Origin of the sequence: Haladaptatus salinisoli (assembly GCF_020614375.1) — an archaeon.
Classification (GTDB): Archaea; Halobacteriota; Halobacteria; order Halobacteriales; family Haladaptataceae; genus Haladaptatus; species Haladaptatus salinisoli.
The window spans coordinates 709,810-733,692 of sequence record NZ_CP085327.1 but is presented as its reverse complement, the minus strand read 5'-3'; the positions used below and the strand labels follow the sequence as shown (position 1 = coordinate 733,692).

Annotated in this window: 24 protein-coding genes; 16 read left to right on the top strand and 8 right to left on the bottom strand. The window is 67.0% G+C overall.

Annotated elements, in window-relative coordinates; translation table 11 throughout:
• Positions 1–39: 39 nt before the first annotated feature.
• Together LIX00_RS04100 and LIX00_RS04095 are read right to left on the bottom strand one after the other, a co-directional pair.
• Complete coding sequence (locus tag LIX00_RS04100) at positions 40–1,041, bottom strand: TIGR04024 family LLM class F420-dependent oxidoreductase (protein WP_227354916.1); 1,002 nt, start codon at positions 1,039–1,041, stop codon at positions 40–42.
• 49 nt (positions 1,042–1,090) lie between these two features.
• On the bottom strand, positions 1,091–1,849 hold the full coding sequence (locus tag LIX00_RS04095; protein WP_227354915.1) for an SDR family NAD(P)-dependent oxidoreductase: 759 nt from the start codon (positions 1,847–1,849) through the stop codon (positions 1,091–1,093).
• Between the two features lie 227 nt (positions 1,850–2,076).
• Between LIX00_RS04095 and LIX00_RS04090 the strand changes: the two genes are divergently transcribed.
• The 4 genes from LIX00_RS04090 to LIX00_RS04075 all read left to right on the top strand — a co-directional run bounded on the left by LIX00_RS04090 (position 2,077) and on the right by LIX00_RS04075 (position 7,708).
• Positions 2,077–3,153, top strand: coding sequence for a putative sulfate/molybdate transporter (locus LIX00_RS04090; protein WP_227354914.1), 1,077 nt, complete (start codon positions 2,077–2,079; stop codon positions 3,151–3,153).
• Positions 3,154–3,178: 25 nt separating this feature from the next.
• Positions 3,179–4,393: a lactate 2-monooxygenase gene (locus LIX00_RS04085; protein WP_227354913.1), complete on the top strand. Its 1,215-nt coding sequence runs from the start codon at positions 3,179–3,181 to the stop codon at positions 4,391–4,393.
• A gap of 153 nt (positions 4,394–4,546) precedes the next feature.
• Positions 4,547–5,503 (top strand): DdfA family disk-determining factor, encoded by a 957-nt coding sequence (gene ddfA / locus LIX00_RS04080; protein WP_227354912.1) that lies wholly within the window; start codon positions 4,547–4,549, stop codon positions 5,501–5,503.
• An 81-nt stretch (positions 5,504–5,584) separates the two neighbouring features.
• Positions 5,585–7,708, top strand: a complete 2,124-nt coding sequence (locus tag LIX00_RS04075) for a hypothetical protein (protein ID WP_227354911.1) — start codon at positions 5,585–5,587, stop codon at positions 7,706–7,708.
• Here the strand turns inward: LIX00_RS04075 and LIX00_RS04070 are convergent.
• Positions 7,705–7,845, bottom strand: a complete 141-nt coding sequence (locus LIX00_RS04070; RefSeq protein ID WP_227354910.1) for a DUF7503 family protein — start codon at positions 7,843–7,845, stop codon at positions 7,705–7,707. The genes LIX00_RS04075 and LIX00_RS04070 overlap by 4 nt on opposite strands.
• A 296-nt stretch (positions 7,846–8,141) precedes the next feature.
• On the opposite strand from LIX00_RS04070, the gene LIX00_RS04065 reads away from it, so the two are divergent.
• Positions 8,142–8,552, top strand: coding sequence for a DUF7344 domain-containing protein (locus tag LIX00_RS04065; protein WP_227354909.1), 411 nt, complete (start codon positions 8,142–8,144; stop codon positions 8,550–8,552).
• Positions 8,553–8,584: 32 nt separating this feature from the next.
• Here the strand turns inward: LIX00_RS04065 and LIX00_RS04060 are convergent, their stop codons facing one another.
• The gene (locus tag LIX00_RS04060) at positions 8,585–10,129 is read right to left on the bottom strand and encodes a long-chain-fatty-acid--CoA ligase (protein WP_227354908.1); all 1,545 of its coding nucleotides are present in this window, start codon (positions 10,127–10,129) and stop codon (positions 8,585–8,587) included.
• A 177-nt stretch (positions 10,130–10,306) separates the two neighbouring features.
• Here LIX00_RS04060 and LIX00_RS04055 point away from each other — a divergent pair, with 177 nt between their 5' ends.
• The 5 genes from LIX00_RS04055 to sod all read left to right on the top strand — a co-directional run bounded on the left by LIX00_RS04055 (position 10,307) and on the right by sod (position 14,291).
• Positions 10,307–10,996: a DUF2270 domain-containing protein gene (locus LIX00_RS04055; protein ID WP_368410728.1), complete on the top strand. Its 690-nt coding sequence runs from the start codon at positions 10,307–10,309 to the stop codon at positions 10,994–10,996.
• A gap of 222 nt (positions 10,997–11,218) precedes the next feature.
• Positions 11,219–11,755, top strand: coding sequence for a hypothetical protein (locus LIX00_RS04050; protein ID WP_227354906.1), 537 nt, complete (start codon positions 11,219–11,221; stop codon positions 11,753–11,755).
• 140 nt (positions 11,756–11,895) lie between these two features.
• Entirely contained in the window at positions 11,896–12,783 is an 888-nt protein-coding gene (locus tag LIX00_RS04045) for a DsbA family protein (RefSeq protein WP_227354905.1), read from the top strand.
• Positions 12,784–12,942: 159 nt separating this feature from the next.
• On the top strand, positions 12,943–13,563 hold the full coding sequence (locus tag LIX00_RS04040; RefSeq protein WP_227354904.1) for a superoxide dismutase: 621 nt from the start codon (positions 12,943–12,945) through the stop codon (positions 13,561–13,563).
• A gap of 116 nt (positions 13,564–13,679) precedes the next feature.
• Positions 13,680–14,291, top strand: coding sequence for a superoxide dismutase [Mn] (sod, locus tag LIX00_RS04035; RefSeq protein WP_227354903.1), 612 nt, complete (start codon positions 13,680–13,682; stop codon positions 14,289–14,291).
• A 69-nt stretch (positions 14,292–14,360) separates the two neighbouring features.
• Here sod and LIX00_RS04030 read toward each other — a convergent pair whose 3' ends face one another.
• Positions 14,361–14,789 carry a DUF7522 family protein gene (locus tag LIX00_RS04030; RefSeq protein WP_227354902.1) on the bottom strand — a complete coding sequence of 143 codons (429 nt, stop codon included), beginning with the start codon at positions 14,787–14,789 and terminating at the stop codon, positions 14,361–14,363.
• A 148-nt stretch (positions 14,790–14,937) separates the two neighbouring features.
• Here LIX00_RS04030 and LIX00_RS04025 point away from each other — a divergent pair, with 148 nt between their 5' ends.
• Together LIX00_RS04025 and LIX00_RS04020 are read left to right on the top strand one after the other, a co-directional pair.
• Positions 14,938–15,204 (top strand): DUF5827 family protein, encoded by a 267-nt coding sequence (locus LIX00_RS04025; RefSeq protein WP_227354901.1) that lies wholly within the window; start codon positions 14,938–14,940, stop codon positions 15,202–15,204.
• Positions 15,201–15,989, top strand: coding sequence for an ATPase (locus LIX00_RS04020; protein ID WP_227354900.1), 789 nt, complete (start codon positions 15,201–15,203; stop codon positions 15,987–15,989). The genes LIX00_RS04025 and LIX00_RS04020 overlap by 4 nt, the downstream gene beginning before the upstream one ends.
• A 27-nt stretch (positions 15,990–16,016) precedes the next feature.
• On the opposite strand, the gene LIX00_RS04015 is transcribed toward LIX00_RS04020, so the two are convergent.
• Positions 16,017–16,595 carry an MBL fold metallo-hydrolase gene (locus tag LIX00_RS04015; protein ID WP_227354899.1) on the bottom strand — a complete coding sequence of 193 codons (579 nt, stop codon included), beginning with the start codon at positions 16,593–16,595 and terminating at the stop codon, positions 16,017–16,019.
• An 86-nt stretch (positions 16,596–16,681) separates the two neighbouring features.
• Between LIX00_RS04015 and LIX00_RS04010 the strand changes: the two genes are divergently transcribed.
• The gene (locus LIX00_RS04010; RefSeq protein ID WP_227354898.1) at positions 16,682–17,179 is read left to right on the top strand and encodes a hypothetical protein; all 498 of its coding nucleotides are present in this window, start codon (positions 16,682–16,684) and stop codon (positions 17,177–17,179) included.
• On the opposite strand, the gene LIX00_RS04005 is transcribed toward LIX00_RS04010, so the two are convergent.
• Positions 17,180–17,665, bottom strand: coding sequence for an Lrp/AsnC family transcriptional regulator (locus LIX00_RS04005; RefSeq protein WP_227354897.1), 486 nt, complete (start codon positions 17,663–17,665; stop codon positions 17,180–17,182).
• A 249-nt stretch (positions 17,666–17,914) separates the two neighbouring features.
• Here LIX00_RS04005 and LIX00_RS04000 point away from each other — a divergent pair, with 249 nt between their 5' ends.
• The 3 genes from LIX00_RS04000 (at position 17,915) to LIX00_RS03990 (ending at position 22,992) form a co-directional block, all read left to right on the top strand.
• Positions 17,915–18,814 (top strand): DMT family transporter, encoded by a 900-nt coding sequence (locus LIX00_RS04000; RefSeq protein ID WP_255679347.1) that lies wholly within the window; start codon positions 17,915–17,917, stop codon positions 18,812–18,814.
• 40 nt (positions 18,815–18,854) lie between these two features.
• A complete protein-coding gene (locus LIX00_RS03995) occupies positions 18,855–21,884 on the top strand; it encodes an FAD-binding and (Fe-S)-binding domain-containing protein (RefSeq protein WP_227354895.1) in 3,030 nt (1,009 codons plus the stop codon).
• A 61-nt stretch (positions 21,885–21,945) separates the two neighbouring features.
• Positions 21,946–22,992, top strand: coding sequence for a ferredoxin--NADP reductase (locus LIX00_RS03990; RefSeq protein ID WP_227354894.1), 1,047 nt, complete (start codon positions 21,946–21,948; stop codon positions 22,990–22,992).
• A 57-nt stretch (positions 22,993–23,049) separates the two neighbouring features.
• On the opposite strand, the gene LIX00_RS03985 is transcribed toward LIX00_RS03990, so the two are convergent.
• Entirely contained in the window at positions 23,050–23,790 is a 741-nt protein-coding gene (locus LIX00_RS03985) for an SDR family oxidoreductase (protein ID WP_227355657.1), read from the bottom strand.
• Positions 23,791–23,883 lie beyond the last annotated feature (93 nt).

Here is a 23,883-nt window from a genome sequence, read left to right as displayed (position 1 = left end):
CACGGCACGACGAGGGTTCGGCGGACGTCCGGCTTCGGCTCAGGGAGCTAACGCGGCCATCGTCTCGCGGGCCTCCTCGACCGTCGCGCCGCGGGGGAAGCCGACCGCGACCGCGTCGACGCCGTCGATGGCGGCGAACCTCTCCAGTTTCTCGCGCGCGTGTGCGGGCGTCCCCGCGGCCCCGAGGTCGTCGAGCAGGTCGTCGCCGACGAGTTCGGTCGCCCGCTCCTTGTCGCCGCTTCCCCACGCCGAGGCGATGTCGTGCGCGAGTTCCTCGTACCCCTGTCTGGCCAGCGAATCGCGGTAGTAGGTTCCCATCCCGCCGACGTAGAAGGCGGCGTGCTCGCGGGCGAGTCGCCGGGCGCGCTCGCCGTCCTCCAGCGCGCAGCAGGTCAGCGAGAGCGTCACCCGCACGTCGTCGGGGTCGCGGTCGCCGAGTTCCGCCCCGCGGCGCAGGTCGTCGAGTCGGTCGCGCAGACCGTCCGGCGTGAAGACGATGGCGTGCCAGCCGTCCGCGAAGCGCCCGGCGAGTTCCACCGACTTCGGTCCCATCGCCGCGGCGTCGATGGGCGGCGGCGTCTCCGGCGGGTCGCAGCGCAGTCGGAAGCCGCCGACCGTGAAGCAGTCGCCGTCGTAGTTCACCGTCTCGCCCGACAGCACCTTCCGGACGATGTCGATGGTCTCGCGGGTGCGCCGGAGCGGGCGGTCGAACGACTCGCCGTGCCACCCCTGAATGACCGCCGGGCCGCTCGGCCCGAGGCCGACCCGGAAGCGACCGTCCGAGACCTCCTGCAGCGTCGCCGCGGTCTGGCCGATGAGCGCGGGCGACCGCGAGTAGACGTTCCAGATGGACGGGCCGAGACCGATGTCCTCGGTGCCGAGCGCCATCGCGGTCAGGCTCGTCACCGCGTCGCGGCCCCACGTCTCGGGGAGCCACGCGTGTTCGTAGCCCAAGTCTTCCGCTCTCTGCGTGAGTTCGACCAGCGTGTCGACGCTCGGCTGTGCCGCGACCGGGAGGTGAACCGTTCTGTCTGCGGGCATTTGCTTCGAATGGTTCGTGTGGTCACCTATCAGTACCGATGTTCGCGGTTCAGACCTCGGGCGTCTCCACGATGTCGGGGACGCCGGCCGCGGTGATCGTCTCGCCGACGACGAACGACGACGCCGGGCTGGCGAGGAACTGCGTCACGTCGGCTATCTCCTCGCTCAGCCCGACCCGGCGCTCCACGTCCTCGCGGTCGACGTCCTCGGCGGAGACGCCCATCTGCGATTCGAGTCCCGGCGTGGCGACGAAGCCGGGTGCGATGCAGTTCACGCGCACGTCGTCGCCCGCCCACTCGAACGCGAGCGTCCGCGTGAGGTTGATGATACCGGCCTTCGCCGCGCCGTAGTGGCTCATGTACGGCGAGCCCTGCTGACCCGCCACGCTGGCCACGTTGATGACCGACCCGCCGCCGTCTTTCAGGCGCTCTCCGGCGACCTGCGTGCAGTGGTAGGTTCCGGCGAGGTTGATGTCCACTATCTTCGCCCAGCCGTTGGGGGTGATGTCGTCGAAGCCCGCCATGAAACTCGCCCCGGCGTTGTTCACCAGCACGTCCAGTCCGCCGAACTCCTCGACGGTGGCCTCGACGAGCGCCTCGACCGCGTCCCTCTCGGTCACGTCGCACTCGACCGCGAGGGCGTTCTCGCCGATCCCCTCGGCCACCGGGTCGACGTTCCCCTGCTCGCGCGAGCAGACGACGACGTTCGCCCCGTCGTCCGCGAACCGCTCCGCGATCACCTTCCCGATACCGCTCGACGCGCCCGTCACGATGGCCGTCTTCCCCGAAACGCCGAACTGCTCTCTCACGTTCCTTCTCCTCCCGTCACGCCGTTTTCCGTCGCGTTCCGCTCGGTAACGCCGTCCATGCCCGGCGATACTCGAACTCGAAGGATAGTTCTTGTCGCGGTCATCCGAAGTACCCTCGACGGTGGAGGGTCGCGGAGAGCAACCGAAATCGGTTTCCAGTTCGGCCGTATGTCGCCGAATTCCGTTTCTCAGTAAATCTATACCGGTTGCGTCCGTCACAACCTCCGATGGCCGAGAACACGTTCGAGAGCGGGCGGCGACTCGACTTCTCGCTCTCCGAGGCGACCGGAGCGGTCGGCGATTCCATCACCGTCCTCCCCGTCGCGGTCGCGGTCGCCGCGCTCACCGACCTCGAACTACCGGTTTTGCTCCTCGGCTTCGCCGTCTTTCAGGTCGTCTGGGGGCTCCGCTACGGCGTCCCCGTCTCGGTCGAACCGATGAAGGCGCTCGCGGCCCTCGTCGTCGCGGACACCCTCACGACCGGCGAGTTCGTCACCGCCGGACTGCTCGCCGGGGGCGTCCTCCTCGTCCTCGGGGCGACGGGGTCGCTCGGCCGCCTCGCGGCGCACGTCGGCGACCCCGTCGTTCGGGGCGTGCAGGTGGCCGTCGCGCTCCTCCTCGCGCGAACCGGCCTCGAACTCGGTGTCGCCGCTCCGACGACCGCGCTGCTCGCCGCCGCGGTCACGGCGGTCGTCGCCGCGCTCGGGTACCGACGGGTGAGCGCGCTCGCGGTGCTCGCGCTCGGACTCGTCCTCGCGGGGTTCGACGTCGGCGTTTCCCCGCCCAGCCTCCCCGCCGTCTCGATCGGTTTCACGCCGGTACTTACGTCGGGGATGCTCTCCGCGGCCGCCGGACAGTTGGCGATGACGGTCGGCAACGCGGCCGTCGCCACCTCGCTCCTGCTCTCCGACCTGCTCGACGCCGACGTGTCGCCGGACGAACTGGCGACCAGCATGGGCGCGATGAACCTGCTCGCGCTGCCGTTCGGCGCGATGCCGATGTGCCACGGAAGCGGGGGCGTCGCGGGGAAGTACGCCTTCGGCGCGCGAACCGCCGGCGCCAATCTCGTCTTGGGCGTGCTGTACGCGCTGGCCGCCGTGTTCGCGGCGTCGCTCGTCGCGGCGTTCCCCCTCCCCGTGCTCGGCGTCGTGCTCGTGCTGGTCGCGGTCGAACTCGGGAAGTCGGGGCTCGACACCGACCATCCGTGGCTCGCGGTCGGAATCGGCCTGCTCGGCCTGCTGACGAACGTCGGCGTCGCCTTCGTCGTCGGGGTCGGCGCGAGGCGGCTCCGGAACAAGATATAATCCGACTGAGAATCTCTCACGAACCATGGACGACTCCTCGGAGGACGATTCCTCGGAACCGTTCGGCCCGAACCGCCAGCGAGAAGTGTACGCCGCCGGGATGCTCGCCGACCGAACGCCCGACCTGCCCGCGTCGCCCGAAGACCTCGCCGAACTCGCCCGCGAGGAACTTCCGCCCGAGGCCCACGCCTACGTCGCGGGGTCGGCGGGCGAGGAGAGCACCGAGGACGAAAATCGCCGCGCGTTCGACCGCTGGCGAATCGTCCCTCGGATGCTCCGCGACGTGGAAGAGCGCGACCTCTCGGTCGAACTCTTCGGACGAGAACTCCCGGTGCCGGTGGTGCTCGCGCCCGTCGGCGTCCAGTCCATCATCCACGAGGACGGCGAACTCGCCACCGCGCGCGCCGCCGCCGACATCGACGTGCCGCTCGTCCTCAGTTCCGCGTCCTCGGAGACGATGGAGGACGTGGCCGACGAACTCGGCGACACCCTCGGCTGGTTCCAACTCTACTGGAGCGCCGACCGCGACGTGAGCGCCAGCTTCCTCCGTCGGGCGGAGGAGGCGGGCTACGAGGCCGTCGTCGTCACGCTCGACACCCCGATGATGGGCTGGCGGGAGCGCGACGTGGACCACGCCTACCTCCCCTTCCTCGACGGGGAGGGCGTGGCGAACTACCTGAGCGACCCCGCGTTCCGCGACTCGCTCGACGCCCCGCCTGAGGAGGACGAAACGGGCGCTCTCTGGCGGTTCACGGAGATATTCGGCGATCCATCGCTGACGTGGGACGACCTCGATTTCCTGCGCGAACGCACCGACCTCCCCGTCGTGCTGAAGGGCATCCTCCATCCGGACGACGCCCGCGAGGCGGTCGAGCGCGGCGTCGACGGACTCGTCGTCTCGAACCACGGCGGCCGACAGGTCGACGGCGCCATCGGCGCGCTCGACGCCCTCCCCGGCGTCGTGGACGAAGTCGGCGACGAGGTTCCCGTGCTCTTCGACAGCGGAATCCGCCGCGGGGCGGACGTCGTCCGGGCCATCGCGCTCGGCGCTGACGCGGTCATGCTCGGACGTCCGTACGTCTACGGGCTGGGAATCGACGGCGCCGACGGCGTCAGAGAGGTGCTCCGGAACTTCCTCGCCGACCTCGACCTCACCCTCGCGCTGTCGGGCCACGTCTCGTTAGCGGAGGTGGACCGGTCGGTGCTGGTGGAGACGGGCGAGAGGCGGGTCGGTCGGTGAGCCGGCGCGACCGGCGGCGGCCGCGAATCGAACGTCCGCAGACCCGGGCGACGAACCGTGGTGAACGGTTCGGATAAGCTTCAGAACGGCGCGCTACGATTCAAAGGATTAAGAGAATTTATAAGTATCACGGTGCTACTCGGCAGAAGAACCATGGATGGAGAGGACGGTAGTGGCCGGTCATCGGAATCCGGCGTCACGAAGGTACACGAGCCGAATGCATGGCGAAGCGACCGAATGCTCGGCACGACGGTGGTCGAGACAGTCGCCGAAGCGGCCGGCGTGACCCCTGCCGATATCGAGGTACCGTTGTACGACGTCATCGATCCGGACGCGCTCGACGCCCTGTTCGCCCCGAGGCCGGACGGGAGGGACCGAACCGCCGGAACGGTCTCGTTCGCGCTCCACGGGCACTACGTTACGGTTTCCGCGGACGGCGTCGTGGAAGTCGAATCCGAACTCGCCCGGATCAAGCAGACGGGCGGAAACCTCCTGCTCACGGGGCTGGTGCCCGATCGGGTCGTGGACGCGGTCAGCGTCCAACTGCTCGGACGCGACGACCCGGATAGGACGCAGGTCGTCGCGCTCCACGACCGAAACGTGACCACGGCTAACAGGAGGCTTTCGGGGGTCGGGACGGCCTCGAACGGGGGTTACGTCCTCAACTTCAGCGCCGAAGCCCGGTCGGCGGTCTCCGGTACGCCCGACGCGTCCGCTTCGACCGACCGTCGAGTGACGGAGGTCGTCGGCGACCTCTTCGACTTCCAACGAGAGATCGACCGAACGCTGCGGAAGATAGACTACGAACGCCGCGGAATGGACCCCGCCGAACTTCGCTTCTGTTTCGACTCCCTCCGGCCGGTCGTCGACGAGCACGGAGAGGGCGACGCGAAGCAGTTCCTCGAGGACTGTTTCGACACCGTCGAAGACCTCTCCGGAGTGGCCCACTACGTTCTTCCGGCGGAACGGAACACGCCCGAGGTGGCCGCCATCGAACCCCTGTTCGACGCCACGGTCGAACTCCGCGTCGGCGAAATCGGCCCCGAACAACGCTGGCACCTCCCCGACACGGAGTTTACGACCGACTGGTTCGGTCTGGAACTCGAATAGAATGGACAGGATTCGCCCGCTCGCCGACGTATCGGCGAGCGGTCGCGGGACGGGAGTGGAACGGGGGCGGGGGGTGCGCGCGTGAAACCGACGTTCTCGCCGGCCGCCGGCCCTCGACTGTCGATATTCGACCCCATCCACGACCGGCGGTTCGAATTCAGAACGTCCTCGCCGGTTCGTCCGGAGCCGGTCGACACCGACCGGTTCTCCGTTCCGACCGACAGCGCGGTCGAAATCGACACCGCTCGACTGGTGCTTCCGTACTTCGTCGAAGCCCACGTCCGCCGGGGAGACGGCACCCTCGTCCGCGAAATCGAACGGGACACCCGGGAGCGACTGCCGGCGGCGGAGTACTGCATCGAACTGCACGCGCCGATCAAGCTCTTCGTCTTCGTCGAGAGCGGGGTGACGGTCACGTCCGCGCTCGAACACGTCGCGTTCGATTTCGAGGACGAGACGACCGTGCGAGTCGGCGCGCGGTCGTATCACGAACGCCCGGCGGAGACGGTGCGGACGACGGCCGACCCGGTCGACGTGATGGCGGCGATTTCGACGTTCGGGTCGGCGCTCAAGACCACCAGCCCCGAGCGGTCGTTTCCAACGCTGCGCGGCCACCCGCCGACGATCGAACTCGGCGACCGCCTCGAAATCCCCGACGGAGTCTCGCCCTCAGACACCGGCATTCGAATCGAAGTTCCCGCCGAGCGCGAGCGGGCGTACGTCGCCGCGCCGCTCGCGTACTACCTCGGTGCGACGCTCGTTCCGGGGGAGCGGTCGCGCATCGTCACCGATAGCGGGTTCGAACATCCCTTGGACGCCGACCGCGGATTCGACGCGGAGGTCGAACGGGTCCTCAAGCAGGCGTTGTTCTTCGACTGTCTGGTCAGGACCGAGGGGCTGTACCCGGTCGAACTCCACGAGCGTCGCGCCGTCGAGGGGACCCTCGACCTCCCGCTCGCCGACCTGTACGACGCGTCGCTCGGGGAGCGACTGGAGACGTATCTCTCCGTACCGTTCGACGCCGTTCGGGACGCGATTCCGACGTGGCGGCTCACGGTGTCGGTGACCCCGGAAGCCGATAACGTCGCGTTGCTCCCGTACCTCGTCGACGAACTCGCCGTCGTGCGGCGAGCGACGGCGGGAGCGGCCGCGCGAACGCGGGCCGCGGCACCGTCGTACGTGGACGAGTTCGTCCGGTCGGCGCCCGCTCGTTCGGCGGAGTTCGCCCGCTCTGCGGAGTTCGGTCGGTCGACGGACGCTCGTCGCGGACGGGAGGGGACCGACGAACCGTACGTCGTACCGCCGGCGACGGACGCGCTGGAGCAGGCGTGGCTCGGAACCGGCCGACCGTTCGGCGCGAACAAACTGCTCCGGAGCGCGTTCGACCACCGCTGGGAGCGAACCGCGTCCGACGGCGATATCGACATCGACATCGTCTGTAACGACGACCGGATGCGCGCCGAGTACGACAACGACGACAGCGCGCTGTACGGCCAGCGGGACGAGCTTCCGTTCGACGTCACCGTCCACGAGAACCTCTCCACCGAGGCGCTGGAGCGACTGCTCGCGTCGGAGACGGACTTCCTCCACTACATCGGTCACATCGACGAGCGGGGGTTCGTCTGCGCGGACGGGACGCTCGACGCGCGATCGCTCGACGGAACCGGCGTCGAGACGTTCTTCCTGAACGGCTGTAACTCCTATCGACAGGGGCTCGGCCTCGTCGAGAACGGGAGCGTCGGCGGTATCGTCACGCACGGCGACGTCGGCAACGACGGAGCCATCGCCGTCGGTCGGCAGGTCGCGCGCCTGCTCAACGCGGGCTTCTCGCTCCGCTCGGCGCTGGCGGTCGTCGGCGAGCACCGACTCGTGGCGAACCAGTACGTCGTCATCGGCGACGGGAGCGTCGAGGTCGCGCAGTGCGAGAGTAGCTTTCCGGCGCTGTATCGACTCCGCACCGGGGAGGCGGACGACGAGTACCGCGTGAAAATAACGACGTATCCGACGGCGAACAGGGGAATCGGTTCCCTCTATATCCCGTACCTCGACGACGTCGACTCCTACTTCCTCGCCGGCGGTTCGATTCCGGAGCTCTCCGTTTCGACCGCCGAACTCGTCTACATCTTCCAACTGGAACAGCTGCCGGTCTCCGTCGACGGGGAACTCCGCTGGTCGACGGAACTCTCCTTCGACCTCCTGTCCTAGGGTCCGGAGATGCCGCCGCCGTGCGCGGCGGCGGTGTTACCCGCTTGCGTCAGCGCGAGCAGGATGGCGAAGGCGACGCCCATCATTCGCGGATTCTCGGCGAGGTAGTTTCGTAACGCTTGGTTTCTCTGCGACATGCAGGCTTACGAGGGCCCCCGGAGGGCATATAGTTAACTTAAGGTTTAATATCCGGAAGCAATTACCGCTTGCCACTTCCAGCCGGAGATAATAAATTTCTAGCTCGACGGTACACTCCGATTACTTCGCGGTAATCGCCTCTTTCCCCGTTCCGATCGGGTAAACGACAAATTTCCGCCGAGTAACGGGTCCGTTTCCGTTCGTACGGCCCGTTCCGCGCATACATTTTCACCAACTGCTCTCTGATGAAATTATCGTGTGGTTTTATTCGTCGACCGACCTAGAACCGGTGACCATGGCGAACGACGCGTTCGAGTTGCTGGTTCGAGAACACGACTCGGTTAAACCGCTCGACGACGTTCTCGTCGGTGCCGACGTTCCGCTGGAGGTGATTCTGGACGTACTCGCCAACCGTCGCCGTCGATACGTTCTCTACCATCTCCGCGAGCACGAGACGGCGGTCGTCGAATCCCTCGTCGAGCACGTGCGAACGATGGAAGAGGAGGCGGCCATCGCGCCGTCGCCGTCCAAACAGCAGCGACTCCGCGTCGAATTGCTCCACACCCACCTCCCGAAACTCGCCAGCGCCGGCGTCGTGCGCTTCGAACGGACGGGGGAGTTCGTGGAGTACGACGTGCAGTCCGAGGCGTTCGAACTGTTCGTGGAACTCGCGGCGAACGTCGAGGAACACTCGTCTCGGCAGTAAACGAAACCGCGAAAAGACGCCGGCCGTCCCGACTACGACTGCTCTCGAAGTTCGAACTTCTGCACCTTCCCGGTGGTCGTGCGGGGCAGTTCCTCCACGAACGCGACTTCGCGGGGGTGTTTGTACGCGGCGAGGTTGTCGAGGCAGTACTCTCGAATCTCGTCGGCCGTCACGTCGGCGTCCGGAACCGGCACGATGACGGCTTTCACCGTCTCGTTCCGGCGCTCGTCCGGAACCCCGATGACCGCCGCGTCAGCGACCGCCTCGTGCTCGAAGAGCAGTTCCTCGACCTCGCGGGGGTAGACGTTGTAGCCCGCGGTGTTGATCATGTGTTTCTTCCGGTCGACCACGTAGAAGAAGCCGTCCTCGTCCCAGTAGCCGATGTCGCCCGTGTGGAACCAGCGTTCGCCGTCCGCCTCGGTGAACGCCTCCTCGGTCGCCTCGGGCAGTCCGGCGTAGCCGAGCATCACGTTCGCCCCGGCGACGACTATCTCGCCGGTCACGTCGTCCAACTCAGCGTCGTCCTCGGCGAGCGGCCCTTCCTCGACCGGCGGAAGCTCCTCGAAGTCGTCGTCGACCACGCGGGAACTGACGCCCGGTACGGTCCTTCCGATGCTCCCGACGCGCCGCCCGTCGTCGGGCGTGTTGAAGTGCGTGACGGGGCTCGTCTCGGTCAGGCCGTAGCCCTCGTAGATCTTCGCGTCGTACAGCTCCTCGAATCGTCGGAGCACCTCGATTGGAATTCCGCCGCCGCCCACTCCCGCGAGCCGAATCGAGGAGAGGTCGAACTCCTCCGCGTTCGGCTGGTTGATGACGTCGTTGTACATCGCGGGCACGCCGTGCATCAGCGTCAGTTCCGCGTCCTCGACGAGCGAGAGGGCCCGCTGGGCGTCCCAGGAGGGGAGCGGGTAGAACGTCCCGCCGCGGAACAGCGTGGCGTTCATACAGACCGTCATGCCGTAGATGTGAAAGAGAGGGAGGACGCCCAACTGCGAGTCGTCGGGGCCGATTCCCCCCGGAATGAGGTCGGCCGCCGCGGCGGCGTTCGAGGCGAGGTTGTGGTGGGTGAGTCGCACGCCCTTCGGCGTGCCGGTCGTTCCGCTGGTGTACGGCTGCACCGCGAGGTCGTCGTCCGCGCGCTCGGCGATTTCGGGGTCGCCCTCCCCGAGGAACTCCTCGAACCCGCCGTCGCCCACGGACGCGACGTGCTCCACGTCCGTGTCCTCGCGGACTTCGTCCACGAACGGGACGAGATCCGGAAGCGTCACGACGACCCGCGCGCCGCTGTCCGCGAGCAGGTGGCTGATCTCCCGCGCTCGGTACTGGGGGTTCATCGGGACGACGACGCCGCCGGCCCTGAGCGTCCCGTGGAACGCGACGACGAACTGCGGGACGTTCGGCAGGTACAGCGCGACTCGGTCGTCGACGCCGACCCCGCGCTCCGTCAGCCCCGCGGCGAAGCCGCCGATGCGTTCCCAAAGTTCCTGATACGTCAGCGTTCCGTCGTCGGTGACGATGGCCGGGTCGTCCGGATGTTCGCGTACCGTCTCCCTCACGGCGTTGACGAGATTCGCCATGACTGATGATAACGAAGAGCCCGGTCTAAAGTGTTTGCCACGAAGCAGCACGGAACGTCCGTCCCGCGGGTGCGCGAATCGTCGCCGCGCGGCGACGCGATGGGAAGACCGGAGGGGAACGGTCGAACCGTTCGAGTCGCCGTCACCGCAAAGTTCGAGGGCGCTGTCCTCCCGACCATGAGCGACAGCGAAAAGGGGGACTACGACCCCGAAGCACCGGAACACCGAGGAATCGGGCGCGGGGTGGCGACGGAGGACACCGAGTTCGGCACGGCGCTCGCGCACTTCTACCGGGGCGAGATGGACAGGACGAACACGTGGCGACAGCGCCTCGACCAGACGACGTACTGGGCGATAACGCTCATGGCGGCCATCCTGACGTGGGCGTTTTCGAGTCGAGGGAACCCGCACTACCTGCTGCTCATCGGGATGCTCGTCGTGGCCGCGTTCCTCGGAATCGAGGCCCGACGCTATCGCGGCTACGACATCTGGCGCTCCCGCATCCGCGTGCTGCAGGAGAACGTGTTCTCCACCGCCCTGAACCCGGCCGAGGACGTCGAGTCCGTCGACTGGCGCGCCACGCTGAGCGACGACGTTCGCCGCCCGACGCCGAACATCTCCACCGTGGCGGCGCTCGCCCACCGCCTCCGGCGGGTGTACCTCCCCCTCCTGGGTCTCCTCCTCGTCGCGTGGGTCATCCGCGTCTCGACGTTCGAGCCGAACCAGCCGTGGTCTCGAACCGCGGCGATAGGAGCGATTCCCGGAACCGCCGTCACGGCCGCAGTCGCCCTGTTCTACGCCGGACTGCTGGCCATCACGTTCTGGCCGGGGATGCACCACGTGAGGGGCGAAATCTACGACGACTAGCGGGTTGGTGCGGTCGTCGATTCCGTTCTCCGTCCCCCGCGAGACCCGGCGGGATTCGGTTCGTCCTCGAATCCGAACGCCGGACCATCGAACCGCGGCCCGAATCGCCAAGTGTATCCGGCACCGGGGTCGAAACGAAACCGACGGCGTTCGAACGGAGGCGCACGGCCGTACGCCGCCGATCCGAAGCGCCTTCGACGAACCCGGAGCAATCGAGAGCGCATGACCGGACACGAGCGACTCCGCCGACGGAGCACGAAGCTGAAAGCCGCGTTGACGTACCCGACGACCTCCGCACCCCGAATCGTCGGCACCGCCGTCGTCGCGGTCCTCACCTACCTCCTGCTCGTCCTCTCGACGTTTCCGGAGATGTCGATGCAGATGCTCGGCGCGGGGCTTCACTGGCTGGACGAAACCCTCGTCCTGTTGATGGAGAACGTGCTGGCGACCAACGGTTGGCTCGGTCTCGGACTCATCGTCGCCTACGCGCTGCTGACGGGGGTCGCCGTCACCAACACCGCCGCGCGGGTGAGCGCGACCGGCGCGTCGAACCTCTCGGAGTTGACCGGCGTGCTGCCCGGACTGCTCGCCTCGGGGTGCGCGAGTTGCGGGGCGGGACTGCTCGGTTTTCTCGGCTTCGCCGGGGCGCTGGCGGCGCTGCCGTTCCACGGCGACCTGCTCAGAGCGGGCGGTCTCGTGCTCCTGCTCGGATTTCTCGCTCGGGCCGGCGACCCCCGGGAGTGTCGACTCGACGCCTAGGGCGACGACCGGACGTGCGCGGCCGGGCGAAACCCGTTGCCGACCGAATCGCGGTAAGTAAAACGCACCGACCGACTTCAAACTCCGAAATCGGGCAGTGAAGCTTTGTCCTTGGCGCGTCTCCCTCGACACGAGCGACAATGTTCGACAGCGACTCCGAAATCGCTCGGCGGGCGTTCCTCGGAACGACCGCCGGCGGACTCCTCGGACTGTCCGGTTGCACGAGCATCACCGACAGGCTAGACGGTAAAACGACGAAGCAGAACGGTTCGTCCGGCGGAACGACGACGGGAACGGAGACGACCGCGGAGACGATGACGAAAACGGAGACGAAGACGGAGACGGAGACGGAGACGGAGACCGAGACGGAAACCGCCCGCTCCCGGACCGAGGGAACGACCGCCACCGACGAATCGTCGCTCCTGTACGCGACCGACGAGACGACGGGCTACGGCATCGACCTCCGGGGCAACCCCGTTATCGGCGCTCCCGACGCGCCGGTGGACGCGTACTACTGGAGCGATTACCAGTGTCCCTTCTGCAGGAAGTTCGCGCGGGAAACGCTCCCGAAACTCGTCGACGACTACGCCCGTCCGGGAACGGTGCGTATCGTCGTTCTCGATTTCCCGTACCTCGGTGCCAGTTCGAAGACGGCGGCCCGGATGGCCAAATGCGTCTGGCGACAGGTCCGACGCGAGAATCCGAACGCGTTCAAACGCTGGCACGAGGCGGTGTTCGACGCGCAGGGCGAGGAGAACTCCGGATGGGCGTCGAAGAAGAACCTGCTCGACATCACCGAAGACGTGGAGGGCGTCGACGCCGACGCAGTCGACTCGTGCCTGCGAAATCGCGCGAACGCCGTCCGGTCGAGCGTCGCCGACGACGTCTCCGCCGCCAAGTCGCACGGCATCCGAGGGACGCCGGGGTTCATCTTCTACGACCGCGACTCGGACGAGGCGCGGAAGCTCATCGGCGCGCAGCCGTATCCGCTGTTCGAGAGGAAGATACGGAAGACGAAAAACGCGTGATCGAACGACGGTCGTTCCTCAACCGTCGAGCAGTTTCGACGCGGTAACCCCGTGGTGCGGGTCGACGCCGTCTCCCGGTGCGTCCCCTCTCGGTCGCGGTTCGTCGTTCGCCTAAACGTTTAACACAACCACCGTTGACCAGCACACGGGGGATTTCGAATGGCGACGTACGAACTACCAGACCTACCGTACGACTACGACGCACTGGAACCGAGCATCGACGCGCGCATCATGGAGCTGCACCACGACAAGCACCACCAGGGGTACGTCGACGGTGCGAACGCCGCGCTCGATAAACTGGAAACGATGCGGGAGAACGACGAGTGGGGCGACGTGAAGGGGGTCGAGCGAAACCTCGCGTTCAACCTCTCGGGCCACGTCAACCACTCCGTGTTCTGGGAGAACATGTCGCCGGACGGCGGCGGCGAACCCGGCGGCGAACTGGCCGACGCCTTGGACGAGCACTTCGGCGGGTTCGACCAGTTCAAGTCGCACTTCTCCGAGGCCGCCAAGGGCGTCGAGGGCTCCGGGTGGGGGCTGTTGCTGTACGACCACGCCGCCGGAAAGCCCATCGTGAGCATGGCCGAGAACCACCAGAACCAGTCGCCGCAGGGGGCGACGCCGCTCCTCGTGCTGGACGTGTGGGAGCACGCCTACTACCTCCAGTACGAGAACAACCGCGGCGAGTACGTGGACAACTTCTGGGACGTGGTGAACTGGGACGACGTGGCGGAGCGCTACGACCGGGCGAGCACGTGGACGCTCTCCGGAACCGAGTGAGTCTGACGGACGCCCACAATCGGACTATTTTGCCGCAACGTCGTGCCGTATGCTATCAACCATCTCCTCAAAGTTTAACAGCACTAAGTGAGATAGGTGAGGTGGAGGAGCAAACTATGCCAGAACAATCCAACGCGGAACTACCACCGCTTCCGTACGACTACGACGCGCTGGAACCGCACATCTCCGACCAGGTGCTCACGTGGCACCACGACACGCACCACCAGGGCTACGTCAACGGCCTGAACAAGGCCGAGGAGACGCTCGCTGAAAACCGCGAGAACGGCGAGTTCGGCTCCTCGGGGTCGGCCATCCGAAACGTCACCCACAACGGCTGTGGACACTACCTCCACACCCTGTTCTGGGAGAACATGGACCCGAACGGCGGCGGCGAACCCGAGGGCGAACTGGCCGACCGCATCGAGGAGGACTTCGGCTCCTACGAGGGCTGGAAGGGCGAGTTCGAGGCCGCCGCGAAGAACGCCTCGGGCTGGGCGCTCCTGGTCTACGACCCGGTCGCCAAGCAGCTCCGAAACCTCGTCGTCGACAAGCACGACCAGGGCGCGCTCTGGGGGAGCCATCCCATCCTCGCGCTCGACGTCTGGGAGCACTCCTACTACTACGACTACGGTCCGGACCGCGGCGACTTCATCGACAACTTCTTCGAGGTCGTCGATTGGGACGAGGTTGCCGACCAGTTCGAGAACGTCTCGTCGCGGGTCGAGTAGAGCCCAAACTACCGATATTTTTCGGACGGAGTTCGAAGGTGAGCGACCGCCATCCTCGTTTCCGCGCGGTCAGTCCTCCGCCGGCGTCACCGACGGAACGTCGTATCCGGAGGCGATGTCGTTCACGTGTCGATAGAGCGATTCGTAGTCGTGCCCGCCGGGCCGTTGGTCGAGACTGGCGAACACGCCGACGTTTCGCTCGTCGTCCGCGAAGAACGTTCGAAACTGTTCGAAGTCGTCGAACCCTCGGACCGTGTACTGGTAGGAGGCGTAGTACAACTGGTCGTACGTGTCCCGAGTGATGAACCCGAACCGCTCGTTGTCGACGAACTTCCCGACGTCTATCTCTTCGAGTTTGGCGGCGACGTCGTCCCGGAGGTACAGCATCTCGAAATCGGTTTGGTCGAACAGCCAGATATCTCGAAGCTCCTCGCCGCCGAACTCGGCGAACGCCGACACGAGTGCATCCTTCGTCTCACTGCCCTGTTCCTCGCGCATGTCGTCCACTATTTAGAAGCAGTCACATAAAAACTCGGTTACAAGTATCGCGAACTCCGGTTACGCGTCGGCGGGTCGAGTATTTCTCGCCGGCAGTGCGACGACTCGATTCGTGAGGTTTTACGCTCGTTCGCGCGTACCACCGGGTATGCCGAGACCGAAATCGGAGTTCGAGGAACTGTATCCGTGCGACTTCTACGAACCCGACGAACTGCTCGACTCGGACTCGATGTACAGCGTCTACGAGATCGCGCGGCTCCTGCAGGGGCTCGACCCGGACGCGGAGATCGACGTCGAGACCGAGGACATCCTGCTCGACTGGGCGATTCCGTGGATAATGGTCAACGCCGACGACCTCGTCGTCGCGGAGCCTCCGAGCGAGGAGGAACCCGGCTACTACGGACTGAAGACATGACGACTCTCGTCGCCGGAAGCGACCGGGTCGACGCGGGGAAGACGACGTTCACGGTCGGTCTCCTCTCGCACCTCGACGCCGTCGGGTTCAAACCTCGCGCGGGCAACGACTTCTGGTTCGACCACGACGACGCCGCGACCGCCGTCTCCGCGGGGGGACTGTACGGTAAGGACGCGAGTCGCCTCGCGGACGCGAGCGCGGGCGACCTCGCGCCCGAGGACGTGAATCCGGTTCACCGGCTCTGGCGACCGGCACCGGGGAACGGGCAAGGACTGCTCGGTCAGAAACGTCGGGAGTTCCTCGTCGACCGCGTCGGCGAGGGGTTCGTCGTGAACGGTACCGTCTCCCTCCCCGACCTCGTGCGGGAGCACCTCCCTTTGGGCGACGCCGTGACGGTCGAGTCGCTTCCCGAACTGAACGACCAGACCGAGCGACGCTACCTCCCCCACTTCCGGGCGCTGGCGGAGCGAATCCGGAGCGAAGAGCGGGCGGTCGTGGAGTCCTACGGGGACATCGCCCGCCCGATTCGGGGCGTCGAGTTCGAGACGGTGGCGGTCGTCGAACCCCGACGCGTCAGGGTGTACGACGGGGCGCGCTACCTGAAAGCCTGCGAAATCGCCGACAGCAGCGTTCGAGACGGAACGATGGAAAAGCGCGCGGAGGACGTCGTGGGCCTGCTCGAACCGCGCACGACCCACGCGCTCGAACCGCTGACGAAGGCCGAGCGAAACGACCCCGAGAAGATCGCGGCGGTCTACGAGAGCGCCTACGAGGCGCTTCGGTAGTCGGATTTCGCCGGTGGTCGAACCGCGTCAGTACATCCGCGCGGCCTGCGACGCGAGTTCGAGGTCGTGGTAGGGGTTCGTCGTCACGCTCGGGCCGTGGCCCGTGTGCATCTCGCGCAACTCCTCGTCCGCCGCGGCGAGCACGCGGTCGATGCTCCGGACGAGGGCCTCGCGGTCGCCCTCCTCGAGGTCGGTTCGCCCGAAACTCCCGTTCTGGAAGACGAGGTCGCCGGCGAAGAGCACGCCCGCCGACTCGGAGTAAAAACAGAGGTGGTCGTTCTTGTGCCCCGGCGTGTGGAGCGCGCGGTAGTCGTCGTCGCCGAGCGCGACCGTCTCGTCGTCCTCGATTTCGACGTCGACGCCGTGCTGACTCGCGTCGAACCCGAACGCTTCGACGCCGAATGCGTCTTTCACCGCCTCGACGTTGCCGACGTGGTCCGGGTGGGTGTGCGTGAGAACCACCGCGTCCAAACCGCCCGCCAGTTCCTCGATTCGACCCGCGGCGTCGAAGTTCGACCCCGCGTCCACGAGGACGGTTCGCTCCCCGACCACGAGAAAGGCGTTGCTGGTGAACGACTGGACGCCGGCCGCGATGTTGCGAATCATGGCTCGGCGTAGGGGCGGGTGGGGCTTCCGGTTTTCGTTCGCGCCGAGTAGACAGAACTATCCCGGACACCCCCGAACGCCGACGCGTGAACCGTCGTCGGTTCCTGGAGGTCGGAGCGGTCGGCGCGCTCGCCGCGACCGCCGGGTGTACGAAAGCGGTCCTCGGCACGAACCGGGGCAAGGTCGTCGCGAAGGCGGTCCGCGGCGGCGGCGAGACGCTGGTCTCCGCCGGGCCCGAGGGAGTGACTACCCGCGACGACTATCCGAGCAACGCCAGCGCGGGAAACGTCTCCGTGAGCGGCGAGACGGCGAAGGAACTCCGGCGGACGTACGGAAATCCGACCTACGAGGTGACCATCGACCACTATCGAGTGGCGTGGCCGAACGACGCGGAGGAAGGCGGGCGAAAGCGGTACACCACCTACCGGTCGCTGTTCAACCGGATACGGGTCGGCGACAGCGTGACCTTCCAGCCGGAGCCGACGAACACCGACGTCATCAGCTCCGTCTCCTGTATCGCACCCGACCGCGAATCGCTCTCGGTGCGGTGTTCGACCGGGAACAAGGACGGCGCGCCGATCTAGTTACTCCTCGGCGAGTTCGTCCACGAGCGTCTCGAGGCTGTAGCTCTGGAGCACGCGGTGGGAGTCCCGAAGCGTGGAGATGACGAACGTGGAGTTCGTCCGCTCGACCTCCTCGATGCTCTCGAAGTCGCTGATGAGTCGTTCGACCATCTCGCGTCCGGTGAGGTGGGCGACCACGATGAAATCGGTCTCGCCCATCGTGAAGTACGCCTGCGTGACGCCCTCGATGTCGAGAATCTTCTCGCCGAAGTCCGCGTACGATCCCGTGTAGTCGGCGAACACCTCCACGACGACCGTGACGCCGAGTCCGAACGCTTCGAGGTCGATGTCGTAGAGGTCGTTCTCGATGATGCCCGCGTCCCGGAGGTTGTTGAGGCGGTAGTGGATGGTGGAGACCGGTATCCCGGTCTCCTCGTGCAGTTTCTCGGGACTGCCGGTTTCCAGGTCGGAGATTGCCTTGAGCAGGGTGACGTCGCGTTCGTCCATCGGCCCGACGTTGGGGAGTCCCGATACTTAATCTCTGGATTTCGGTCAGGACGGCGAGACGATAGAAGCGCGCGGATTCCTCGAACCGCCGATTTTGGAGAGGAATTCCATTCTACGCTCGAAATCCGACTGAGAGACGGTGGCAAACGAATCCGTTGTAGAAGGGTTTAACAACCGGCGTCAAGTAGACTTGGATAGAAATCCATGCTATCGTCTAAATCTAGCAGATTGCTCCCACGGAACGGGGTGATGTTCGTACTGCTCGCCAGCTTCTGGGGCGCCTCGTTCGTCTCCATCGACGTCGGGCTCCGCTACTTCCCGCCCCTCCTGTTCGCGGCCATCCGGTACGACGTTGCCGGGTTGGTTATCCTCGGATACGCCGCGGCCGCGACCGACCGCTGGCGTCCCCGAAGTCGGGCCGACGCGCTGGCGGTGGCGACCGTCGGCGCGTTCGTCATCGCGGGTCACCACAGCCTGCTCTACCTCGGTCAGCAGCACGTCCCCGGCGCGCTCGCGGCGGTCGTCGTCAGCCTCTCGCCGGTGCTCACCGCCGTCTTCGCCAGCGGGCTTCTCGCGGACGAGCACGTCACGCCCCTCGGCGTCGTCGGACTCGCCTGCGGCGTCGTCGGCGTCGCCATCGTCGCCGACCCGAACCCCGCGGACGTCCTCTCGGCCGACGTGCTCGGCATCGGACTCGTCTTCCTCGGCGCTGCGAGTTTCGCCCTCGGTTCGGTGCTCGCCCGGCCCCTCCGAACCGACCTCTCCGTCCCCGGACTGCAGGGCTGGGCGATGGTGTTCGGGTCGGGACTCCTCCACGTCGCCAGCGTCGCCCGCGGCGAGTCCGTCGCCGCGATACGCTGGTCGCTCCCCGCGGTCGCGTCGCTCACCTACCTCGCCCTCGTCTCCGGCGTGGTCGCGTTCCTGCTCTACTTCCACCTGCTGGACCGCATCGGTCCGACCGAACTCAACCTCGTCGGCTACCTCGAACCGGTCGTCGCCACGCTCCTCAGCTGGCTCCTGCTCGACGAACTGGTGGCCGAAACGACCGTCCTTGGCTTCGCCGCCATCTTCGTCGGTTTCGCCCTGCTGAAGCGGGACGCCCTGTTCGCGTTCGCGCGATCGGTCTCACCGACCGCGCGGCGAATCTGACCCCGCATCACTTTTCGGGTTCCCCTCCCTACGCCCCCGCATGGCAACACGTGACGCGGGCGAGACGGACGACCCGGCCCGCGACGACCGGGCGAACTACGACTACCGCTCCGACGACGTGACGCGCCCCGGGCTCGTCGCCGACCTCCGGAAGCGGGTCGAGGGCGAGGTGCGCTTCGACGAGTACTCCCGCCAACTCTACGCGACCGACGCGAGCGCCTACGAGGTGACGCCCATCGGCGTCGTCTTCCCGCGCTCGACCGAGGACGTGGCCGCGGTGATGACGTACTGCGCCGAGCGCGAGATACCGGTGCTCCCGCGCGGCGGCGGCACGAGTCTGGCGGGGCAGTCCGTCAACGAGGCGGTGGTGCTCGACTTCACCCATCACATGGACGCGCTGCTGGATTTCGACCCCGAGGGCCGGACCGCGCGCGCACAACCGGGCATCGTCCTCGGCGACCTGAACCGGGCGCTCGCCGACAGCGACCTGAAGTTCGCGCCCGACCCCGCGTGGGGCGACAAGAGCGCCCTCGGCGGCGCTATCGGCAACAACTCCACGGGGGCGCACTCGCTTAAGTACGGCAAGACCGACGCCTACGTCGAGGAGTGCGAGGTGGTGCTCGCGGACGGGACCGTGACGCGGTTCGGCGAGGTGACGATGGACGAACTGCGCGAGGGGGCCGACGGGGACTCCCTGAAGGCGCGTATTTACGCGGAAGTCCTTCGAATCCTCGACGAGGAGGCCGAGGCGGTCCGCGACGCGTTCCCGCGACTCAAACGCAACGTCTCGGGGTACAACCTCGACAGATTGGTCGAGGAGGCCGAAGACGGCGCGGTCAATCTGGCGCGCCTCCTCGCCGGAAGCGAGGGGACGCTCGCCATCGTCACGGAGGCCACGGTGAGTCTCGAACCCGTCCCCGAGACGAAGTCGATGGCGCTCCTGACCTACGGGAGCCTGAACGACGCGATGGAGGACGTCGCGCCCATCCTCGACCACGACCCCGCCGCCGTCGAGGTGCTGGACGACGTGCTCGTCGAACTCGCCCGCGACACCGAGGAGTTCCGCGACGTGGTGGAGATGCTGCCCGAGGGAACCGACTCGGTCCTCCTCGTGGAGTTCTACGCCGAGGACGACGCGGACGGGCGCGAGAAGGTCGCCCGCCTCCGAGGCGACCGCGAGGGCGACCGGGCGCTCGCCGCGATGGAAGCCCACGACGAGGCCGAGCGCGCCCGCTTCTGGAAGCTCCGGAAGTCAGGCCTCCCCATCCTGCTCTCGCGGACGACCGACGCGAAACACATCTCGTTCATCGAGGACGCCGCGGTGCCGCCCGAGCACCTGCCGGAGTACGTCGCCGAGTTCCAGCGCGTGCTCGAGGAGAACGACACGTTCGCCAGCGTCTACGCCCACGCCGGGCCGGGCTGTCTGCACATCCGCCCGCTCATCGACACCAAGAGCCCGGCGGGTGTGAACCAGATGGCGGCCATCGCGGACGGCGTGACCGACCTCGTGGTGGAGTACGGCGGGAGCGTCTCGGGCGAGCACGGCGACGGGCGCGCCAGAACGCAGTGGAATCGAAAGCTGTACGGCGAGCGCGTCTGGAACGTCTTCCGCGACCTCAAGACCGCGTTCGACCCCGACTGGCTGCTGAATCCGGGGCAGGTGTGCGGGGACGTGAGCACGACCGAGAACCTCCGCTTTTCGCCCGATTACGGGTTCGACGCGGGGTTCGACCCGGCGCTGAACTGGGAGAACGACAACGGCTTCCAGGGGATGGTCGAACTCTGTCACGGCTGCGGCGGCTGTCGCGGCGGGCAGGAGACCACCGGCGGCGTGATGTGCCCGACCTACCGGGCCGCCGACGAGGAGATAACGAGCACCCGCGGCCGGGCGAACATGCTCCGGCAGGCGATGAGCGGGAGTCTGCCGGACGACGAGCAGTTCGACGTGGAGTTCATGCACGAGGTGATGGAACTCTGCATCGGCTGCAAGGGCTGCGCCCGCGATTGCCCCTCGGAGGTCGACATGGCGAAGCTGAAAGCCGAAATCGAACACGAGTACCACCGGCGACACGGGGCGAGCCTGCGCGACCGACTCTTCGCGAACATCGGGCGACTGTCGGCGCTCGGAAGCGCCCTCGCGCCGCTTTCGAACTGGGCGACGAAAATTCCGGGGTCGCGGATCCTCGCCGAGAAGACCGTCGGCATCGCCAGCGAGCGAAGCCTGCCGACGTTCCACCGCGAGAGCCTCGAAGACTGGTTCGAGAAGCGGGGCACCCGCGTCGCGGAGGCCGACGCCGACCGGCGCGTCGTCCTCTTTCCGGACACCTACACGAACTACAACCACCCCGAGGCCGGCAAGGCGGCCGTTCGGGTGCTCGAAGCCGCGGGCGTTCACGTCCGACTGCCGAGCGGGGTGACCGCGAGCGGTCGCCCCGCCCATTCGAAGGGCTTTCTCGACAAATCGCGCGAGCAAGCAGAGCGGAACGTCGCGGCGCTGGCACCCTTCGTCCGGGACGGGTGGGACGTGGTCGTGGTCGAACCCTCCGACGCCGTGATGTTCCAGTCGGACTACCTCGATCTGCTCCCCGCGAGCGAGGCGTCCGGTTCGTCGAGCGGCCAGTACGCCGAACCTCGCTCCGCCGACCCGGAGGCGGGCGGTATCCGAACCGAAGCCGAACGCCTCGCGGCGAACACGTACGGCGTCTGCGAGTACCTGGACACCTTCGACTTCGACCTCGCGTTCGGCGGGAGCGGGTCGCTGACCTACCACGGCCACTGCCACCAGAAAGCGACGAAGAAAGACCACCACGCGGTGAGCGTCCTCCGGCGCGCGGGCTACGAGGTCGACCCCCTCGATTCGGGCTGTTGCGGCATGGCGGGGAGTTTCGGCTACGAGGCCGAGCACTACTCGATGTCGCAGGCGGTCGGCCGCATCCTCTTCGAGCAGGTCGACGCGAGCGCAGGGGCTGAAGTCGTCGCCCCCGGCGCGTCCTGTCGAACGCAACTCGGCGACTGGCAGGGGGAAGAACCGCCCCACCCCATCGAGAAGGTCGCGGAGGCGCTTCGGTAGCGCGCTTCGAGGGGCGGGAAGCGTTTTGTCGGTCGTGTCCGTCACTGTAAGCGGATCGGCCATGAAGGTTCCACCTCAGCACACCGAACACGAACGAGCCGAGGAGTTGCCGCTGATAACGGATTCGGCGACGGTCGCTGGCGTCGGACACATGGGCCACAACCGCACCGAGGAGGTCGTCGAGCGCGTCACCGACCTGCTCGCGGGACGCGGGTACGACGAGTGGGTCGAGGAGGTCGAACGCCCCGGAGCGAACGACGTCGATTGGGACCGACTGAGTACCCTGCTGGAGAACGAGGAGGGGAGTCACGAACGCCTCTACGCCGTGCTCTCGACGCTCAAAGAGCGGTACGACCGCGCCTACCCGGCCCTGCTCACGGCGCGAATCGACGTCGAGGACGAGTTCGGTTTCTCCCCCGGCCAGTACGTCACGCTTCGGTACCGGCGAACGCCGCGACCGTACTCAGTCGCCAGTTCGCCGAACGAGGACGCGCTCGAGTTCTGCGTGCGGCGCGTCCCGCGGGGGCGACTCACGACGAAGCTGTTCGACGACCTCTCGGAGGGCGACGAGGTGACGGTCCGCGGGCCGAACGGCGAGTTCGTCCTCGAAGAACCGTCCGGGCGCGACATGGCGTTTCTCGCCACCGGAACCGGCGTCGCACCGCTCCGGAGCATGATTCGATACACGCTGGAGGAGGGACGGGACGAGGTCGGCGGCGACCGACGCGATCTGTGGCTGTTCCTCGGCGCGACGTGGAAAGACGACCTACCGTACCGCGAGGAGTTCCGCGAACTGGACGACGAACACGAGAACTTCCACTTCGTACCCACCTGCTCGCGCGAGGAGTACCTCACCGACTGGGAGGGCGAGACCGACTACGTCCAGCAGACGCTCGTGAAGTACCTCGCCGCGTCCTCGGCGAGCGACCTCCCGGAGGGAATCGCCCGGTTCGCGGACGACCCGGCGTACGACATCGACGCGCGAATCCACCCCGACGAACTGGAGGTGTACGCCTGCGGGGTCAACGCGATGGTCTCCCGACTCGCCGGAACCGCGCGACTGCTCGGCGTCCCGGACGAACACATCCAGTACGAGGGGTACGGATAGGCGGCGCGGCGGGCGCGGAGACCACCGGAGAGGCGAGGCGCCGGAGAGCGGGGACGGTCAGAAGTGGGCGAACTTATCGCGCCGATAGACGTCGAGTTCGCTGACCGTCGACACCTCCTGTCGCGCCGCGAACGCGATGGCGGCGGCGACTTCCTCCGGTTCGGTCACGCTGCCGGGGTCGAACCGCTCGGCGAACGACTCGCCGTACTCCGACCCGAATTCGGTGCGGACTTCGGACGGGTTCACGACCGTTATCGCCACGCCGTCCTCGCCAACCTGCCCCTCGAGGCTGTGGGCGAACCCGCGGACCCACCACTTCGTCGCTGCGTAGACGGGGTTGAACGGTCGGGGATACTGACCCGCGAAGCTCCCGAGAAAGACGAGGTTGCCCGACGATTCGCGGAGGTGCGGGAGCGCCGCCCGCGCGGCGAAGAAGACCCCGTCCACGTTCGTCTCCTGCATCGTCCGGAACTCGTCGGTCGAGAGCTCTTCGACCGCGTCGCCGCGCGCCAACCCCGCGTTGTTCACCAGCACGTCGAGGCCGTCGAACGCGGCGACCGTCTCCTCGACCATCGACGCCACGTCGTCCTCGTCGCGCACGTCGGTCGGGACGACGAGCGTCTCCGCGTCGTACTCCGATTCGAGCGACTCCGCGAGGTCGGACAGTTTCGATTCGCGGCGCGCCGCCAGCGCGACCCCCGCGCCGTCGCGGGCGAGCGCGTGCGCCGTCGCCCGTCCGATACCCGAACTCGCGCCGGTAACCAACGCGCACTTTCCGGAGAGCGGTGTCTCTGCCATACGCCCGCGTTCGCCCTCGGGCGTGTTCGCTCTTTTGCCCGCGATTTCCCCGTCTGCCGCGACCCCGACAGTTATCTCCCCGGCGCGTCTCAC

Bases quoted from the DNA above. Each gene is read 5' to 3' on its own strand.
- LIX00_RS04100 (WP_227354916.1), bottom strand. From the start codon at position 1,041: ATGCCCGCAGACAGAACGGTTCACCTCCCGGTCGCGGCACAGCCGAGC.
- LIX00_RS04090 (WP_227354914.1), top strand. From the start codon at position 2,077: ATGGCCGAGAACACGTTCGAGAGCGGGCGGCGACTCGACTTCTCGCTC.
- LIX00_RS04085 (WP_227354913.1), top strand. From the start codon at position 3,179: ATGGACGACTCCTCGGAGGACGATTCCTCGGAACCGTTCGGCCCGAAC.
- ddfA (WP_227354912.1), top strand. From the start codon at position 4,547: ATGGATGGAGAGGACGGTAGTGGCCGGTCATCGGAATCCGGCGTCACG.
- LIX00_RS04070 (WP_227354910.1), bottom strand. From the start codon at position 7,845: ATGTCGCAGAGAAACCAAGCGTTACGAAACTACCTCGCCGAGAATCCG.
- LIX00_RS04065 (WP_227354909.1), top strand. From the start codon at position 8,142: ATGGCGAACGACGCGTTCGAGTTGCTGGTTCGAGAACACGACTCGGTT.
- LIX00_RS04060 (WP_227354908.1), bottom strand. From the start codon at position 10,129: ATGGCGAATCTCGTCAACGCCGTGAGGGAGACGGTACGCGAACATCCG.
- LIX00_RS04055 (WP_368410728.1), top strand. From the start codon at position 10,307: ATGAGCGACAGCGAAAAGGGGGACTACGACCCCGAAGCACCGGAACAC.
- LIX00_RS04050 (WP_227354906.1), top strand. From the start codon at position 11,219: ATGACCGGACACGAGCGACTCCGCCGACGGAGCACGAAGCTGAAAGCC.
- LIX00_RS04045 (WP_227354905.1), top strand. From the start codon at position 11,896: ATGTTCGACAGCGACTCCGAAATCGCTCGGCGGGCGTTCCTCGGAACG.
- LIX00_RS04040 (WP_227354904.1), top strand. From the start codon at position 12,943: ATGGCGACGTACGAACTACCAGACCTACCGTACGACTACGACGCACTG.
- sod (WP_227354903.1), top strand. From the start codon at position 13,680: ATGCCAGAACAATCCAACGCGGAACTACCACCGCTTCCGTACGACTAC.
- LIX00_RS04030 (WP_227354902.1), bottom strand. From the start codon at position 14,789: ATGCGCGAGGAACAGGGCAGTGAGACGAAGGATGCACTCGTGTCGGCG.
- LIX00_RS04025 (WP_227354901.1), top strand. From the start codon at position 14,938: ATGCCGAGACCGAAATCGGAGTTCGAGGAACTGTATCCGTGCGACTTC.
- LIX00_RS04020 (WP_227354900.1), top strand. From the start codon at position 15,201: ATGACGACTCTCGTCGCCGGAAGCGACCGGGTCGACGCGGGGAAGACG.
- LIX00_RS04015 (WP_227354899.1), bottom strand. From the start codon at position 16,595: ATGATTCGCAACATCGCGGCCGGCGTCCAGTCGTTCACCAGCAACGCC.
- LIX00_RS04005 (WP_227354897.1), bottom strand. From the start codon at position 17,665: ATGGACGAACGCGACGTCACCCTGCTCAAGGCAATCTCCGACCTGGAA.
- LIX00_RS04000 (WP_255679347.1), top strand. From the start codon at position 17,915: ATGTTCGTACTGCTCGCCAGCTTCTGGGGCGCCTCGTTCGTCTCCATC.
- LIX00_RS03995 (WP_227354895.1), top strand. From the start codon at position 18,855: ATGGCAACACGTGACGCGGGCGAGACGGACGACCCGGCCCGCGACGAC.
- LIX00_RS03990 (WP_227354894.1), top strand. From the start codon at position 21,946: ATGAAGGTTCCACCTCAGCACACCGAACACGAACGAGCCGAGGAGTTG.
- LIX00_RS03985 (WP_227355657.1), bottom strand. From the start codon at position 23,790: ATGGCAGAGACACCGCTCTCCGGAAAGTGCGCGTTGGTTACCGGCGCG.